The organism is Marisediminicola antarctica, assembly GCF_009930795.1.
Classification (GTDB): domain Bacteria; phylum Actinomycetota; class Actinomycetes; order Actinomycetales; family Microbacteriaceae; genus Marisediminicola; species Marisediminicola antarctica.
In genome coordinates this window covers 2,950,445-2,966,625 of record NZ_CP017146.1, presented here as the reverse complement: position 1 = coordinate 2,966,625, position 16,181 = coordinate 2,950,445, and the positions used below count along the sequence as shown (strand labels likewise).

Genomic DNA, 16,181 nt, shown 5'->3' with positions numbered 1-16,181 from the left:
GCTCAGCTAACCGTCTGCGCCGGAAAGTAGGCTCACACAATGCAAACTCTCGTACTGGCCGGTGGCTGTTTCTGGTGTCTCGACGCGGTCTACCGCGTACTCAAGGGAGTCGACTCAGTCGTCTCCGGCTATACCGGGGGAGCGGATGCGCGTCCGACCTACGAGTCGGTGTGCACGGGGCGCACGGGCCACGCCGAGGCGGTCGCCGTGACCTTCGACCCCGAGGTCATTCCGGCGGAGGTCATCCTTGACGTCTTCTTCACACTGCACGATCCCCGGCAGCTGAATCGGCAGGGGGCCGATGTCGGCACGCAGTACCGCTCGGCGATGTTCTACACCGACGACGCCCAGCGCGAGCTGTTCGAGGCCGCACGCGACCGTGCCTCCGAGGTCTGGGACGGCGGGATCGTCACAGAGATCAGCGAGCTCGGGGAGTGGTTTGAGGCCGAGCCGTACCACCAGGATTTCTTTGCGAAGAATCCCGGACAGGGGTATTGCATGGCTGTCGCGCTTCCTAAGGTTAATAAGGTACGCAAGTCGTACGCTGGTTACATTCTCGCTTCCTGATTGCGGGAACCACAGAAAAAGGAGCTCAACGATGAGCAACGACAACCTCACCCTGACCGGTCAAACCTGGGTCGCCTCCGGGCCAGCTGGCGCGGTCGGATCGATCCACCGGGTAGAGAACGGATACACCTTCAAGCTGCTCCGGGACGAGCGGTTCCGTTCCGTGTACCCGTCGTTGGAGGTGGCGAAGAGTGCACTGCACGCCGCGCTGCTGCCGGGTTCGGAGTGGCCGGAGTTCCGCGAGCACTGACTCGCTGCACCGTCTTCACCCCTTCACAGGCTGTCTGGGGCGGCGGCTCTCCCCCAAAGGAGAGACGCCGCCCGTGAGGCCCGTGCGCCGCCGCACACTTGCCGCATGACGACAGACACAATCATCATCACCGGCAACGTGGCATCTGTGCCCACTCACTACACCACCCGCGATGGCGTGGCGATCACCCGATTCCGCGTCGCCTCAAACCTGGGTTACTTCGATAAGAAGTTGAACAAGTGGGTCGAAACCGAGACCAACTTCTACTCAGTCTCCACCTACCGCAAGCTCGCTCTCAACGCCTACGCCTCGCTGAACAGCGGTGATGCGGTCGTAGTGAGCGGTCGGCTGCACATCCGGCCGTGGCAGACCGCAGACAAGGCCGGCACGAACGTCGATATCGACGTCGACTGGATGGGTCATGACTTGACGCTCGGGACGGCGAGATGGACTAGATTGTCGGCGGCCGCGGCGAACGACGTGGATCAGACTCAGTTCGGCGCTACCGGCCAGGTTCAGACGGATTTCGACGAAACGGAACCCGAGCAGGGCGTTACCGTCGACGATGGGGCGAGCGTGCCGTTCTAAGCTTGCATCGATGAGCGCACCCGGCAGAAGGATTTGCATAGCGACCCACAGGTCGGCGATGGCTCCCGCGACTCTCGGAATCGCGATTGCCATCGCCCTCACCGTCACCGGATGTGGGGTGAGCGACCCGGAGCTTCGGCCCTCCACCGCGGCGGTCGATCCCTCCGGCGAGTCCGAGTCCGAGTCCGAGTCCGAGCCAGCGCCGGGCACCGAGCCGGAGCCGGAGCCGTCGGCACAGTTCGACCCCGACGGAACCGCCAGCGACAATCTCGCATTCTTCGACGACGTCAACGCGCGCTTCCTCGCGGCCGATCCGTCGCCGGGAGGTCGCCCGATCGTCGACAACCTCGTGGCCGCGGGATTCGACCGCGAGGCGATGGAGCTGACGCGCGACACGACACCGATCGGCCTGCAGGCCGATTCCGTGCAGTTCTCGGTGCGCATCGGCGATGCCTGCCTCGTCGGTCAGGCGAGCGATTCGGGCTACGTCGGAATCGTCGGGCCCCTGTTCGCTGACTCGAGGTGCCTCATCGGTGAGCTCCGCCCGATCGACTGGTAGCACCCGGCCGTTGGGCCCGCGCGAGAAAATTGCCGCCGCTGGCAAATAGACTGGGGTACATGGCCGAATACATTTACTCGATGGTGCGCGCCCGCAAGGCGGTTGGCGACAAGCTGATCCTTGACGACGTCACCATGTCCTTCCTGCCCGGCGCCAAGATCGGCGTGGTCGGGCCCAACGGGGCGGGCAAGTCGACCATCCTCAAGATCATGGCGGGGCTCGACACCCCCAGCAACGGCGAGGCGCGGCTCAGCCCCGGCTACACCGTCGGCATCCTGATGCAGGAGCCGGAGCTCGATGAGACCAAGACGGTGCTCGAGAACGTGCAGGAAGGCGTCGGGCCCATCAAGGCCAAGCTTGACCGCTTCAACGAGGTGTCTGCCGCGATGGCCGACCCGGACGCCGACTTCGACAAGCTGCTCGCCGAGATGGGCACCCTCCAGGAGGAGATCGACGCCGCCGACGCCTGGGACCTCGACTCCCAGCTCGAGCAGGCGATGGACGCGCTGCGCACGCCCCCGGGCGACTCCGAGGTGGCCAACCTCTCCGGTGGTGAGAAGCGGCGCGTTGCCCTCACGAAGCTCCTGCTGCAGAGGCCCGACCTGCTGCTGCTCGACGAACCGACTAACCACCTCGACGCCGAAAGCGTGCTGTGGCTCGAGCAGTTCCTCGCCAAGTACCCCGGTGCTGTGCTCGCCGTTACCCACGACAGGTACTTCCTCGACAACGTCGCGGAGTGGATCGCCGAGGTCGACCGTGGACACCTCTACCCCTACGAGGGCAACTACTCGACCTACCTCGAGAAGAAGCAGGCGAGGCTGCAGGTGCAGGGCAAGAAAGACGCCAAGCTCTCCAAGCGCCTTGCCGAGGAGCTCGACTGGGTGCGCAGCAATGCGAAGGGCCGCCAGGCGAAGTCGAAGGCCCGTCTGGCCCGGTACGAGGAAATGGCGACCGAAGCCGAGAAGACGAGGAAGCTCGACTTTGAGGAGATCGTCATCCCCGTCGGCCCGCGCCTCGGCGCCCAGGTGATCGACGCGAAGAAGCTCCACAAAGCGTTCGGTGAGCGCGTGCTGATCGACAACCTCAGCTTCACCCTGCCCCGTAACGGCATCGTCGGAGTGATCGGCCCGAACGGCGTCGGAAAGACGACCCTGTTCAAATCGATCGTCGGTTTCGAGCCCATCGACAGTGGAGAGCTCAAGATCGGCGAGACCGTCGACATCTCCTACGTCGACCAGAGCCGCGGCGGCATCGATCCGAACAAGAACCTGTGGGAGGTCGTCTCCGAGGGACACGACTACATCCAGGTGGGCAAGACCGAGATCCCCTCGCGCGCCTATGTTTCGCAGTTCGGTTTCAAGGGCCCCGACCAGCAGAAGAAGGCGGGCGTGCTCTCCGGTGGCGAGCGCAACCGGCTCAACCTGGCCCTGACGCTCAAGCAGGGTGGCAATCTGCTGCTGCTCGACGAGCCCACCAACGACCTGGACGTCGAGACCCTGGGAAGTCTCGAGAACGCACTCCTCGAGTTCCCCGGCTGCGCAGTGGTCATCACTCACGACCGGTGGTTCCTCGACCGCATTGCAACGCACATCCTCTCCTGGGAGGGCACCGAGGAGGATCCCGCGAACTGGTACTGGTTCGAGGGAAACTTTGAGGCGTACGAGCAGAACAAGATTGAGCGGCTTGGCCCGGACGCCGCGAAGCCGCACCGCTCGACGTACCGCAAGCTCACGAGAGACTGACGCGGAGTGACACGCCTTCACGTCATCATTCCGTTGCGCTGGTCGGACTTCGATGCTTACGCGCACGTCAACAACGCCGAGATGCTGCGGCTGCTCGAGGAGGCGCGTATCGAGGCGTTCTGGCGGCCCGACGACGGCGGGGTCGGCGGCGCGACCGCGATTCTCGATGCGCGCCCCGGGGCGGAGACGATCGCGCTGATCGCTCGACAGGAGGTGGAGTACCTGGCCCCTATTCCCTACATGCGGGCGCCGATCGACATCGAGCTGTGGATTGGCCGGATCGGCGGGGCAAGCCCCGAGGTCTGCTACGAGCTGTACTCGCCGGTCGGCGTGAGCCCGCGGGTGCTATTCACCCGCGCCGCGACGACTCTCGTCATGGTGACCGCGGCGACGGGTCGTCCGGAGCGGATCAGTGATGAGCTTCGTCACGTGTGGGAGCCGTATGTCGAGGAGCCGGTGAGCTTCACCAAGCGCGGCCGCTGAGGGCAGCACGCTCCTGCTCCGATCAGGAGCGGGGAACCCTCACCATTCCCTCCTGCGCGACGCTCGCGAGGAGCCGCCCGGCGCGGTCGTAGATGCGGCCGAGGGAGAGCCCGCGGCCGCCTCTCGCGTTCGGCGACTCCTGCACGTACAGCATCCATTCGTCAACGCGGCCGAACCGGTGGAACCACATCGCGTGGTCGAGGCTCGCTGCCTTCAGCCCCGGGGTGGCCCAGGCGACGCCGTGCCGGCGGAAGATCGGCTCCAGGATCGAGTAGTCGCTCGCGTAGGCGAGCGCCGCGCGGTGCAGGTTCGGGTCGTCGGGGAGCGTTCCGATGGCTTTGATCCACACCGCCTGGTGCGCGACATGGCCGCCCTCGACACTGAGAAAAACGGGGGAGGGCACGTGGCGCATGTCGAACGGGCGCTCGAATGCCCAGTACCTCGCGATCGGGTGGTCGACCTTGCCCAGGGCCTCGGCGGCGCTCGGCAGGCTCTCGGGATCGGGAATGTCGGCTGGCATGTCGATCTGGTGCTCGACGCCCTCGTCCTCGTCCTGGAACGACGCGATCATCGAGAGGATCGGGTTCCCCTCCTGGTAGGCCTGGGTGCGCCGGGTCGAGAACGACCGGCCGTCGTGGATGCGGTCGACCGAGAACGTGATCGGCAAGCTCACATCGCCCGGGCGCAGGAAGTAGCCGTGCATCGAGTGCACGAACCGGCCCTCGGGAAGGGTGCGCATCGCGGCGACGAGGGATTGGGCGAGAACCTGCCCGCCGAACACGCGGCCGAGCGGCATCCACTGGCTCGGACCGGTGAAGATGTCCTCACTCGTGCGGGCACCCGTGTCGGTGAGATCGAGCGCCGTCAGTAGCCCGGCAAGGGGGTCGGTCATGGTCTCTCCCGATGTCGTCGTGCGGGGCGGTACCCGGGCGGGCGCCATAGTGGGTATTTTAGAGTGCACATGAGCCTCGAATTTTCCCTCACCGACTCCCTGTCACTCAACGACCTGCAGGTCTACCTCGGTCGCGCCGGTCGTGTCGAGGACGGTTCCGTGCGCCTGATCGCCGACGGCAGCGTGCTCGCTGTCTATGTCGCAGTGTTCTATCCGTCCGGACTTCTCGATCAGAGCCCCACGGTTCTGGGGCTGCGCACCTTCGAGCTCTCGACGCCTGTCACCTTCGACGTCGTGGTGCCCGTCAGGTCGCTCCTCGAACGCCTCGCGCGTCGTGAGGGCGACGCGGAGCGGTCGGCCGATGCCCCCGTTGTCGTGAGCGTGCCGATGCAGGTCTACACCGTGACCTGGGCGGCGATCTCTCCGCCCAGGGGTGGCTGGACAAGCCTCGACCCCACGGGGTCGAGCGTGCTCGAGCCGGTCGCGACGGCGGGAATCAACGAGGTCGCCGAGGCGATCCCGACGGGAACCGGCGAGCAGATCGTGCATCGCGTTCGCGCCGAGGTATGGAGCCGACCGATCCCGGGCCTCGAACACGTTCCGGCGGGTGGGGCATTCGCCGCGCTGTCGCTCGGCTTCCTCAGCGACGAGGTGCGCATCTACGAGACCGGGCCGTGGACGCGCCTGTCGACCGAGCGCGGGCACGTGCTGATCAAGCGAAAAGCCTGGTCGCTACTGGGCTGAGCCCGGTCGCTTCCCTTCCTGTGGCAGCGTGCCGCTGCGCCCGGCGAGGAACAGGATGATCGACTCGGCCGTGCCCGCCAGCTCCGGTCCCCGTCCGACCGTCCACCCGGCATCCGTCGCCCTCAGCGCCCGCCCACGGGCCACGGCCTTGATCGGGGTGGATGCCGCGAGGACGCTCGCGAGGGCGACGGCGCCCGTCGCGGAGCCCGGGAATGCAAGAGGGCGGCCGAGGGACCGGGCGAGGTCGTAGCCATCGACGACCGCCGCGCGGAGCCCAGCGACGCCGTGCGGGCCGCGTCGGGCGAGCCTGTCGGTGGCGGTGGCCCGCAGTTGTCGGAGGAACTCGTGCGGATCGGAGTCGCCGAGCCGTGCGGCGATGATGCGCCGCCCGCTCGCGGGGGAGCCCCGCCCGAGGAGAACGGCACGGAAGACTCGACGCACGCGATCGAGTGCGCTGCTGTCGAGCCGCCAGGCTAAGTCGCCGGCGACGTCGCGCACCCGCCAGCCGGCGCGCAGGCTCGGGGCGTCCCACCCCTCGTCTGCGACGCCCTCGAGCACAGTGCAGACCAGCATCAGACATTCCCCGGTGAGCGGTCGCCAGTCGTTCGTGACCGTCGACTCGTCGCCACTGCCACGCTGGCTCAGGGGCAGGTGGCGGGAGAAGTCAGACAATGAGACCTCCGAGAGGACGGGTGGGTATGCTCAAGAATAATGCCTGACACGAGCCCTCTGCCGCTGTGGGCGGGCCGTAGTCTCGCCCTTTTCGGCATCCTCCTCATGGCGCTCAACCTGCGCACGGCGGTGGCCGCCATCTCGCCCGTCGTCGCCGAGATCCGTGCGGACATTCCACTCGACACCCTCGGTCTTGGCGTCATCGGCGCGCTGCCGCCGGTGGCGTTCGCGCTCTCCGGTCTGTTCGGGGCGCGGCTCGGCCGCCGATTCGGCCTTGAACCGCTGCTGCTCGCGGCGATCACCCTGATGGTGGCGGGGCACCTGTTGCGCGGCAGTGCGGGCAGCTACCAGGTCTTGCTCGCCGGAAGTGTGGTGGCGTTCGCCGGGATCGGGATCGGCAACATCCTGCTCCCGCCACTCGTGAAGCGCTACTTCCCCGACCGCATCGCGCTGATGACGACCGCCTACGTGTCGCTTATGGCCATTAGCGGCGCCGTGCCGGCACTGCTCGCCGCGCCCGTGGCCGAGGCCGCCGGATGGCGTGCCTCTTTGGCGATGTGGTCGATCCTCGCCGCGGTGACGCTCGTGCCCTGGCTGGTCGTGATTTCCAGGACGCATCGCGGGCGGCGGGCGCTGGGACCGGATGCCCGGGCGAGGGACACCCGGCCTTCGTCCCGCCACCACACGGCGATGTGGCGATCCCGCACGGCGTGGGCGCTGGCGATGGTCTTCTCCCTCCTCTCCTTCCAGGTGTATGCCCTCATCTCCTGGCTTCCGCGGCTGCTGGTCGACACGGCGGGCGTCTCGCCCCTCGCCGCGGGTGGCTACCTCGCGCTCTACGTCGCGCTCGGCCTGCCCCTGGCCATTGTGATCCCGCGGATCATCAGCCGGATCGCGGACGTCAGCATCCTCGTTTTCCTGGCCATCACCCTGCTCGTTATCGGCTATGTCGGCTTGCTGCTCGCGCCGGGCTCACTGCTCGTACTCTGGGTCAGCTGCGCGGGAATCGGCACGATCATGTTCCCTGGGGTTCTGACGCTCATCAACCTTCGCACGCGCACGACCACCGGTTCCGGGGCGTTGAGCGGTTTCACGCAGGGAATCGGCTACGCCGTCGCCGCAGCCGGCCCCGTGTCGTTCGGCCTGCTGCACGACGCCACCGGCGGATGGACCCTGCCGCTCGTCACGCTGATCGCCGCGGCCCTTGCGGGTGTCGTCCCCGCGTTGTTGCTGCGCGAGCGGGCCTTCGTCGAGGACGAGATCGCCGAGTCGCTCGCGCGCTGATCGGGTATGGCTGGCGCTAGGAGACAGTCTCCGCCCGGTGCACGAGCGCAGCCGCGCCGACAAGCGGTCCGTCACTCGAGAGCCCGCTTGGCACAACCGTGACCTTGGTCACGAAGCCGAACTCGGCTCGGCGTGCGATCGCGGCGCGGATGTGGTCGAAAAGGTCGGGGGACACCTGCGAGAACCCACCGCCGATTGCAACGACCTCCAGGTCGACGAGCGCGGTCGCCGACGCGATCGCCTGGCCGATCGCGCGGCCAGAGCGCTCGACAGCGGCGATCGCGATCTCGTCGCCGTTGCGATAGCTGGTCGCGAGGTCCTCGCCGGTCTCGCCCGTCCAGCCCTGGGCCCGCGCCCAGCGTGCCGTGTTCGGACCGGATGCGATCGCCTCCACGCATCCGATTCCGCCGCACTTGCACGGGTCGTCGAAGCCGGCGACCTCGACGTGACCGATGTGCCCGGCATTGCCGGTCGGGCCGGAGACGGTGTTGCCGTGCAGGATCAGGCCGCCGCCGATGCCGGTGGAGACGATCATTCCCATGACGTTGGCGTAGCCCTGCGCGGCGCCTACCCAGTGCTCCGCGAGGGCGATGCACAGGCCGTCCATGCGGAGTGTGGCGGGAACCCCGGGTACGGTCTCCTCGGCGAGGGCCTTCAGCGGGTAGTCCCGCCAGGCCGGCAGGTTGAGCGGCGAGACGAGGCCGAGCGACTCGGTGATCGGGCCGGCGCTGCCGATGCCGACACCGATGAGCCTGCCCGGGTCGCCGAGGGTCGTGAGGCTCGCGAGGATCGCCGACCGCACGGCGGAGGCCAGCTCGTCCGACGAGAGCTCGGGCCCCGTCGGTTCGCGGAAGCGGCTTCCGGAAACTACCGTGCCTTCGGCGTCGACGAGGGCAGATTCGACCTTGGTCCCCCCGAGGTCGACCGCGAGGGCGAGGGCATCACTCATAAGCGGCACGGGATGTTCTTGGCGTCATCATGCGTCGAGCATAGGGGACCCGCCGCGCGCTGTTCGCGGGTGTGTCGGATGCCGCGCGTAGGGTGAGATCGTGAGTGTGAACGAGCTGCAATTCGAACGTGACTACGACCTCCCGCGCGGGATCGTCTGGGCGGCGCTCGTCGACCCAGTGCTCGTGAGCGGCTGGCTCGGCGAGGCGGACATCGAGCCCGTGGCCGGTGGGCGCTACCGGCTCGACTGGCTCGGTTCGCCCCATTTTCCCGGCACCGACGGCACGATCGGCGCGATCTTGGAACCGGAGCACCTCACGATCGCGAGCGAGCGCCACGGAACGTTCGACTTCCGGCTCGACGAACTCGACGGCGGTTCCCGCGGGACATCCACTCGGCTTCGGCTCACCGTCACCGCCGTGATCGACACGCCCTTCGCCGGGCGGGTGCGCGAGACCTGGCTCGCGGCCCTCGAGCAGCTGGCGGAGCTTCTGCGCGGGCATCCGGTCGATTGGGCCCGCTATCCGGTGCCCGTCTCACGGTCGCGGCCCGAGCAGGGTCGCGGCTGACCCTCCACCCCGTGCGCGTTCGCGACGCGCATGAGGCAGAATTGGACTCTGCCGCTTTCCCCGGGATCCTGCCCGGCCGGCACGCGACTGGAATCGAGCGATGACAGCAACCAAGAACAACGCCCTCGCCCCGGCCGAACGGGCCGTGGAACTGATCGGCGGCGACCTCACAGAGAAGAGCCTGCGGCTCCACCTCGAGGGTCTTCCCGGGGTCGACGCCGTCGGCCTCGAGGCGCGCGCCGCCGCACTCGGAACCCGGTCGATCAAGACGACGTCGAAGGCCTGGGCCCTCGACAAGATCATCGGCCTCATCGACCTCACGACACTCGAGGGAGCCGATACCCCCGGCAAGGTGCGCTCGCTCGTGGCCAAGGCGATGACGCCCGATCCCGGAGACCTTTCCACTCCGCGCGTCGCCGCGGTGTGCGTCTACGGCGACATGGTGCCCGACGCCGTCGCCGCGCTCGGCTCGGCGCACTCCGCAGGCCGGGACGACGGCATCAACGTCGCTGCCGTGGCCACGGCGTTCCCGAGCGGGCGAGCCTCGCTCGAGGTGAAGCTCGCCGACACCACGAACGCGGTCTCGGCCGGAGCGGACGAGATCGATATGGTCATCGACCGTGGAGCCTTCCTCGCGGGGCACTACGGCCGGGTGTTCGACCAGATCGTCGCGGTGAAGGAGGCCTGCCGTCGGGACGACGGAACCTACGCGCACCTCAAGGTGATCCTCGAGACGGGGGAGCTCACCACCTACGACAACGTGCGCCGGGCGTCGTGGCTCGCGATCCTTGCGGGCGGCGACTTCATCAAGACCTCCACCGGCAAGGTCGCGCCCGCCGCGACGCTCCCGGTCACCCTGCTGATGCTGCAGGTCGTCGGCGACTGGCACCGGCTCACCGGCGAGAGAATCGGGGTGAAGCCCGCCGGCGGCATCCGCACCTCGAAGGACGCGATCAAGTACCTCGTCACCGTCGCCGAGACGGTGGGGGAGGAGTGGCTGCAGCCGCACCTGTTCCGCTTCGGCGCGTCGAGCCTGCTCAACGACGTGCTCCTGCAGCGCCAGAAGCTCTCCACCGGCCGGTACTCCGGCCCCGACTACGTGACGATGGACTGAACCCATGAGTTTTCTTGACTACGCTCCGGCCCCGGAGTCGACCGCGATCCTGAACCTCCGCGAGAATTACGGGCTGTTCATCGGTGGCGAGTTCGTCGAGGGCCACGGCACCCCGTTCTCGACCATCTCGCCGGCGACCGAGAAGCACATCGCCCAGATCGCAAACGCGGATGCCGCGGATGTCGACGCTGCCGTCGCCGCCGCCCGGCGCGCGTACGACCGCACCTGGTCGAAAATGTCCGGCTCGGACCGCGGCAAGTACCTCTTCCGCATTGCGAGGCTCGTGCAGGAGCGCGCCCGCGAGCTCGCTGTCGCCGAGAGCCTCGACAACGGCAAGCCGATCAAGGAGAGCCGCGACGTCGACATTCCGCTCGTCGCCGCCTGGTTCTTCTACTATGCGGGGTGGGCCGACAAGCTCGACTATGCCGGGCTCGGGCCGGCGCCTCGGTCGCTTGGCGTCGCCGCGCAGGTGATCCCGTGGAACTTCCCGCTGCTGATGCTCGCGTGGAAGATCGCGCCGGCGCTCGCCGCGGGGAACACCGTGGTGATCAAGCCCGCCGAGACGACGCCGCTGACCGCGCTCATCTTCGCGGAGATTCTGCAGCAGGCCGACCTGCCGCCCGGGGTGGTCAACATCATCACCGGTGCCGGCGACACGGGCCAGGCGCTCGTGAACCACGCGGACGTCAACAAGGTCGCGTTCACCGGATCGACCGCGGTCGGTCGTGCGATCGCGAGGTCGACGGCAGGGTCGGGCAAGAAGCTCACTCTCGAGCTGGGCGGCAAGGCGGCGAACATCGTCTTCGACGACGCGCCCATCGACCAGGCCATCGAGGGCATCGTCAACGGCATCTTCTTCAACCAGGGCCACGTCTGCTGCGCTGGATCGCGCCTGCTGGTGCAGGAGAACATCCACGACGAGGTCGTCTCCCGCCTCAAGGCACGCATGTCGACCCTGCGGGTCGGTGACCCGCTCGACAAGAACACCGATGTCGGGGCGATCAACTCCCGCGCGCAGCTCGACCGCATCCGCGAGTTGAGCAACGTGGGCGTTGACGAGGGCGCCGAGCGGTGGAGCCCGGCATGCGAGCTGCCGGATGCCGGATTCTGGTTCGCGCCGACGATCTTCACGGGCGTGTCGACGAGCCACCGCATCGCCAGGGACGAGATCTTCGGCCCGGTGCTGAGCATCCTGACCTTCCGCACCCCGGCCGAGGCGATCGCCAAGGCCAACAACACTCCCTACGGCCTCTCGGCCGGCATCTGGAGCGACAAGGGCAGCCGGATCCTCGGTGTGGCCGACAAGCTGCGCGCGGGCGTCGTCTGGGCGAACACGTTCAACCAGTTCGACCCCTCGAGCCCGTTCGGCGGGTACAAGGAGTCCGGCTACGGACGCGAGGGGGGCCGTCACGGCCTCGCCGCGTACCTCGAATCCCGCGGCTGGAACGCGCCGGCCGTCACGAAGGGAGCACGCAAGTGAGCCACCTCACCGTGCCGAAGACATTCAAGCTCTACATTGGCGGCAAGTTCCCGCGCAGCGAGTCCGGTCGGGTCTACGAGGTCGTCACCGCGAAGGGCGATTTCCTCGCCAACGCGGCGAAGGGCTCCCGAAAAGATGCCCGGGATGCCGTCGTCGCGGCACGCTCCGCCGTCTCCGGCTGGGCCGGGACCACCGGCTACAACCGCGGCCAGGTGCTGTACCGCATTGCCGAGTTGCTCGAGGGGCGTCGCGCGCAGTTCGTCGACGAGATCCGCCGCTCGGAGGGAGCGAGCGAGTCCGCGGCATCCGCCCAGGTTGACGCCGCGATCGACGTGTGGGTCTGGTACGCCGGCTGGGCTGACAAATACGTGCAGGTGGCCGGCAACGGCAACCCCGTGAGCGGGCCCTACTTCAACGTGTCGACCCCGGAGGCGACCGGTGTCGTCGCGATCATCGCGCCGCAGGAATCTTCCCTGCTCGGGCTCGTGAGCGTCGTCGCGCCGGCTCTGGTGAGCGGCAACACCGTCGTAGTGATCGCGAGCGAGGCCTCCCCGCTCAGCGCGATCAGCCTCGGTGAGGTGCTCGCCACCAGCGACGTTCCCGGCGGTGTCGTCAACATCCTCACCGGGTCCGCCGCGGAGATCGCACCGTGGCTCGCCAGCCACGCCGACGTCAACGCCCTCGACCTCGCCGGCGCCGGCGACCTCGACTGGGTCGATCTGCAGATCGCCTCGGCCGAGACGCTCAAGCGCGTGCTGCCACCCCAGGACGGCGTTCCGGCGCCGTCGGTCGAGCGCGTGACCTTCTTCACCGAGACCAAGACGGTCTGGCACACAAAGGGCCTCATCTAGATTCAGGAGCCCGAACGCCGCACAACGAAGAAGCCCCCACCAGTTGGTGGGGGCTTCCTCGGTTTCCGGTGCCGTCAGTGCGGCGCGAGCGCTACCGGCAGGGCCGCCCGGGGAGGGCCGGCTTGCCCGTCACGGGAGGCTTGCCCGTCACGGGAGGCTTGCCCGTCACGGGAGGCTTGCCCGTCACGGGGGGCTTGCCCGGGACGTCCGGCTTGCCTTGCACTGTGCAGGTCGGAACATCCTCGACCAGCGTGACCCGGTCCAGGCTCGCCGACCCCGCACCGCTGAAGCCGAACCCGTAGCCCTGCACGTCGGTGAGGGTGAGGCCGTCGTTCGGGGCACCGACCGGCTGGTCGGCGGAACGCGTGAGGTCGGCGAACGGTACCGTCACCTTGCGCCATCCGGCCTGATTGTCGACGAAGCTCGTCTCGAACCGTTCGGCGGTGTCCGGCGCCTGGAAGACACGGATGTAGTCCAGGGTGAGCGACTGCGGGAACACGAGATCCTCGCCCGGCGCTCCGCCGAAGTTGCCGCCGACGGCCACGTTGGTGATCAGCGAGAAGGGGTGGTCGTAGACCCACTCCTTGCCGGCCACGTCCGCCGGGGTGGCCGAGTGGTACTGGATGTCGTCCACGAACCAGTCGATCTTCTCCGGCGTCCACTCGACCGAGAACGTGTGCCAGCCCTCGTACACGGGGGTGTCGAACGTGTAGGTGTCGCCGAAGGAGTTGCCTCCGGAGTATCCCGGTCCGTGGATGGTGCCGAAGATCTCGTTCGGCAGTCGGCCGACGAACTCCATAACATCGATCTCGCCCGTCTGGGGCCAGCCGACCTCACGGAAGTCGTTGCCGAGCGTCCACACGGCCGGCCAGATTCCGGAGCCCTGGGGCACCTGCACTCGCGACTCGATGCGGCCGTACTCGAACTCCTGCTTCTGCTCGGTGATGAGGCGGGCCGACGTGTGCGTGCACGGTCCGTACCAGCAGTCGAGGTCCGTGGTTGAAGAATCGACTTCGCGAGCCGTGATCACCATGTTGCCGTTGCCGTCATGCGCCGCGTTGTCGGTGCTGTCGGTGTAGTACTGCAGCTCGTCGTTACCCCAGCCCCAGCCTCCGGTCTCGTAGCTCCAGTTGTCGGGGTTGGCGGGTGTGCCAGCCGCTCCGTCGAACTCGTCGCTCCACACGGGAACCCAGCTGCCTTGCCCGTCGTCGGGGGCGGCGTTGTCGGCCACCGTCACGGTGACCTTGTCGCGATCGCCCGCTCCGAGGTACCAGAACGACAGTCCCTCATAGGCGGACCAGTCCTGACCGGACGCGAAGTCGCGTGAGAGCGTCGACTCACCGCCCGTCATCACGTCGAGCACGTTCTCGAAGACATCCTGTCCGGCGTAGCTGCCGGCCGCAGCCTCGCGCACGGTGAGGTCGATGTCGCCTTCGGTGTCGAAGAGCCACGGGTGGGACTCGAAGTCGTCGACGATCGTGAAGTCGATCGGGTCGTCGTCCTGGATACTCACGGTGGCACTGCTCACGAAGCCGAACTCGGCTCCGATCGGGTTCGACAGGTCGACAAGGAAGGTCTCGTCCACTTCGTGCTTGGCGTTCTGAAGGGTGGAGACCGTGATGGTCGCCTCACGCTTCCCGGCGGGGATCGTGACGGTTCCACTGGCTGCGGTGAAGTCGCGATCGAGCGTCGCGGGCAGGTCCTCGGTGGCGGTGCGTGCAGCGGACTCCGCGGTGGCGAACTCGACGGTCACGTCCGTGGCGGCGACGCGGTTCAGCCGCACGGTCGCGGTGGCGTCGGAGCCTTCGAGAACCTCGTACCCGGCGCGGTCGAACCCGACCGTCAGGGGAACCTCGGCGGCCTGGCCGTAGAGCAGCACATCGTCGTAGTAGAACGTCTGCGTGCCGGCCGTGGTGAGCGCGCCGAACGCGAAGCCGTGCATGTCGGTGAGTCCAAGACCATCGTTGGGCGCGTTGTTGTTGATGTTCTTGCGCGCGAAGTCGGCGAAGTCGAACTGCTGGAACTTCCAGCCGGTCCAGTTGTCGGTGTACTCGACAACGAAACGCTCGGCGTCGTCGACGGTCGAACCGGGGTTGCGGTTGTCCTGGATGTCGAGGAACAGGCGCGTGCCCGATCCGTTGCCGTGCATCCAGAAGCCGATGCCCTCGTAGGTGCTCCAGTCCTGGGTGGTCCATGCGTCGACGGCGTCATTCGTGAAGTTGTCCACCACGACTCCGTAGGACGTCACGGTGAACGCCGATGACAGCACGTCGTTGCCGGCAGCTTCATCGGGCACCGGAACGGGAGACGGAACCGTGCCGAAGGCGACGGTGCTGTTGGGGTCCTCGGCGTTGAACCAGCCGACGGGAACGGTTCCCGCCGTGCCCGTCGGCAGTGCGGCCTGAAAGTCCTCGACCAGCAGTGTGCGGCCGGTGGGCGGGCCGACGACCGGGCCGTCGTTGTCGACGATCGTGATCGTCGCGGCACTCGGGGTGCCGAGCGCGGCTCCAACGGCGTTGCTGAGGGTCAACGCGAGGGTCTCGCTCGTCTCCTCGGCGTTGTCGTCGGTCGTGGCGACAGAGATCGTCTTCGTCGTCTCGCCCGCGGCGAAGGTCAGCGTGCCGACTTCGGAGGTGTAGTCGTCGGCGCCAGCCGTGCCGTCGCTCGTCGCGTAGTCGACGGTGATGGGCGCTGTCGGCGCGACATTGAGTCGCACGTTGATGTTCGTCGTCGCGCCCTCGATGACCTCGGCGGATGCGGCGGACAGGGAGACCGTCGGCGTCACCTCGGCGCCGGCGAATAGCTCGACGTCGTCGATCTGCAGGGTGGCGGTGCCGCTGACGGCAGGAACCGCGTAGCCCCACATCGTGGTGAGACCAAGGCCGTCGTTCGGTCCGGGGTTGAAGTCGGTCGAGCGAACAAGAGACGACCACGGGATCTCGATGGGGCGCCATCCGGCCACATCATCGGTGAACTCCAGTTCGAACCGCTCCGACGTGTCGGAGTTGGTTCCGCCGTCGAAGATCTCGAACTGAAGGACGGCTCCGGAGCCTGTGCCGTTCAGCATGAACCTCACGCCGTCGAAGTCGCTCCAGTCGGCTGCCGCGGGGAAGTTGTGGCCGAAGCCGGCGTAGGCGCCGGCGGGAACGTCGAACCCGTAGGAGAGAACCTTTGTCGGTTCGGTCTGACCGGGCTTGGCCCCGGCGGTGCCGGGCGCAATGTCGACGATGCCGATGCCGGCCCCGCCGCCGCCTCCGCCGTAGGAGAAATAGTCGGGGGCCGGGGCGCCAGTCTCGAAGTCGTCGACCGTGGATACTGTCTCGGCAGCTGAGGCCGAGATACCCCCGACCGCTATCGGAACGATGAGCGCCGGCACGGCAACCGCAGCAGCGATTATCCGTGGGAGCGCTCTCAAAGTAATGGACATGTCTTCTCCAC

At 67.6% G+C, this 16,181-nt stretch carries 16 protein-coding genes; 12 read left to right on the top strand and 4 right to left on the bottom strand.

The window, feature by feature from the left end:
• Positions 1–39: 39 nt before the first annotated feature.
• The 6 genes from msrA to BHD05_RS13785 all read left to right on the top strand — a co-directional run bounded on the left by msrA (position 40) and on the right by BHD05_RS13785 (position 4,189).
• A complete protein-coding gene (gene msrA, locus BHD05_RS13810; protein ID WP_161886940.1) occupies positions 40–567 on the top strand; it encodes a peptide-methionine (S)-S-oxide reductase MsrA in 528 nt (175 codons plus the stop codon).
• Between the two features lie 31 nt (positions 568–598).
• On the top strand, positions 599–817 hold the full coding sequence (locus tag BHD05_RS13805; RefSeq protein WP_161886939.1) for a methyltransferase: 219 nt from the start codon (positions 599–601) through the stop codon (positions 815–817).
• 105 nt (positions 818–922) lie between these two features.
• Entirely contained in the window at positions 923–1,405 is a 483-nt protein-coding gene (locus tag BHD05_RS13800) for a single-stranded DNA-binding protein (protein WP_161886938.1), read from the top strand.
• 58 nt (positions 1,406–1,463) lie between these two features.
• A complete protein-coding gene (locus tag BHD05_RS13795) occupies positions 1,464–1,964 on the top strand; it encodes a DUF6993 domain-containing protein (protein ID WP_161886937.1) in 501 nt (166 codons plus the stop codon).
• Between the two features lie 59 nt (positions 1,965–2,023).
• Positions 2,024–3,706, top strand: coding sequence for an energy-dependent translational throttle protein EttA (gene ettA, locus BHD05_RS13790; protein WP_161886936.1), 1,683 nt, complete (start codon positions 2,024–2,026; stop codon positions 3,704–3,706).
• Between the two features lie 6 nt (positions 3,707–3,712).
• The gene (locus tag BHD05_RS13785) at positions 3,713–4,189 is read left to right on the top strand and encodes an acyl-CoA thioesterase (RefSeq protein WP_161886935.1); all 477 of its coding nucleotides are present in this window, start codon (positions 3,713–3,715) and stop codon (positions 4,187–4,189) included.
• A gap of 22 nt (positions 4,190–4,211) precedes the next feature.
• Here the strand turns inward: BHD05_RS13785 and BHD05_RS13780 are convergent, their stop codons facing one another.
• A complete protein-coding gene (locus BHD05_RS13780; protein WP_161886934.1) occupies positions 4,212–5,081 on the bottom strand; it encodes an acyl-CoA thioesterase in 870 nt (289 codons plus the stop codon).
• Positions 5,082–5,150: 69 nt separating this feature from the next.
• Here BHD05_RS13780 and BHD05_RS13775 point away from each other — a divergent pair, with 69 nt between their 5' ends.
• A complete protein-coding gene (locus BHD05_RS13775; RefSeq protein WP_161886933.1) occupies positions 5,151–5,825 on the top strand; it encodes a DUF8185 domain-containing protein in 675 nt (224 codons plus the stop codon).
• Here the strand turns inward: BHD05_RS13775 and BHD05_RS13770 are convergent.
• Complete coding sequence (locus tag BHD05_RS13770) at positions 5,814–6,497, bottom strand: maleylpyruvate isomerase mycothiol-dependent enzyme family protein (RefSeq protein WP_161886932.1); 684 nt, start codon at positions 6,495–6,497, stop codon at positions 5,814–5,816. The genes BHD05_RS13775 and BHD05_RS13770 overlap by 12 nt on opposite strands.
• 39 nt (positions 6,498–6,536) lie before the next feature.
• Between BHD05_RS13770 and BHD05_RS13765 the strand changes: the two genes are divergently transcribed.
• Entirely contained in the window at positions 6,537–7,781 is a 1,245-nt protein-coding gene (locus BHD05_RS13765) for an MFS transporter (protein WP_161886931.1), read from the top strand.
• 16 nt (positions 7,782–7,797) lie between these two features.
• Here the strand turns inward: BHD05_RS13765 and BHD05_RS13760 are convergent, their stop codons facing one another.
• The gene (locus BHD05_RS13760) at positions 7,798–8,730 is read right to left on the bottom strand and encodes an ROK family protein (protein ID WP_161886930.1); all 933 of its coding nucleotides are present in this window, start codon (positions 8,728–8,730) and stop codon (positions 7,798–7,800) included.
• A gap of 100 nt (positions 8,731–8,830) precedes the next feature.
• Here BHD05_RS13760 and BHD05_RS13755 point away from each other — a divergent pair, with 100 nt between their 5' ends.
• The 4 genes from BHD05_RS13755 (at position 8,831) to BHD05_RS13740 (ending at position 12,743) form a co-directional block, all read left to right on the top strand.
• Positions 8,831–9,298: an SRPBCC domain-containing protein gene (locus BHD05_RS13755; protein WP_161886929.1), complete on the top strand. Its 468-nt coding sequence runs from the start codon at positions 8,831–8,833 to the stop codon at positions 9,296–9,298.
• 100 nt (positions 9,299–9,398) lie between these two features.
• Positions 9,399–10,412 (top strand): deoxyribose-phosphate aldolase, encoded by a 1,014-nt coding sequence (deoC, locus tag BHD05_RS13750; protein WP_161886928.1) that lies wholly within the window; start codon positions 9,399–9,401, stop codon positions 10,410–10,412.
• Positions 10,413–10,416: 4 nt separating this feature from the next.
• Positions 10,417–11,892 carry an aldehyde dehydrogenase family protein gene (locus BHD05_RS13745; protein WP_161886927.1) on the top strand — a complete coding sequence of 492 codons (1,476 nt, stop codon included), beginning with the start codon at positions 10,417–10,419 and terminating at the stop codon, positions 11,890–11,892.
• The gene (locus BHD05_RS13740) at positions 11,889–12,743 is read left to right on the top strand and encodes an aldehyde dehydrogenase family protein (protein WP_161886926.1); all 855 of its coding nucleotides are present in this window, start codon (positions 11,889–11,891) and stop codon (positions 12,741–12,743) included. The genes BHD05_RS13745 and BHD05_RS13740 overlap by 4 nt, the downstream gene beginning before the upstream one ends.
• A gap of 91 nt (positions 12,744–12,834) precedes the next feature.
• Here the strand turns inward: BHD05_RS13740 and BHD05_RS13735 are convergent, their stop codons facing one another.
• A complete protein-coding gene (locus BHD05_RS13735) occupies positions 12,835–16,170 on the bottom strand; it encodes a carbohydrate binding domain-containing protein (protein ID WP_161886925.1) in 3,336 nt (1,111 codons plus the stop codon).
• Positions 16,171–16,181: the final 11 nt, after the last annotated feature.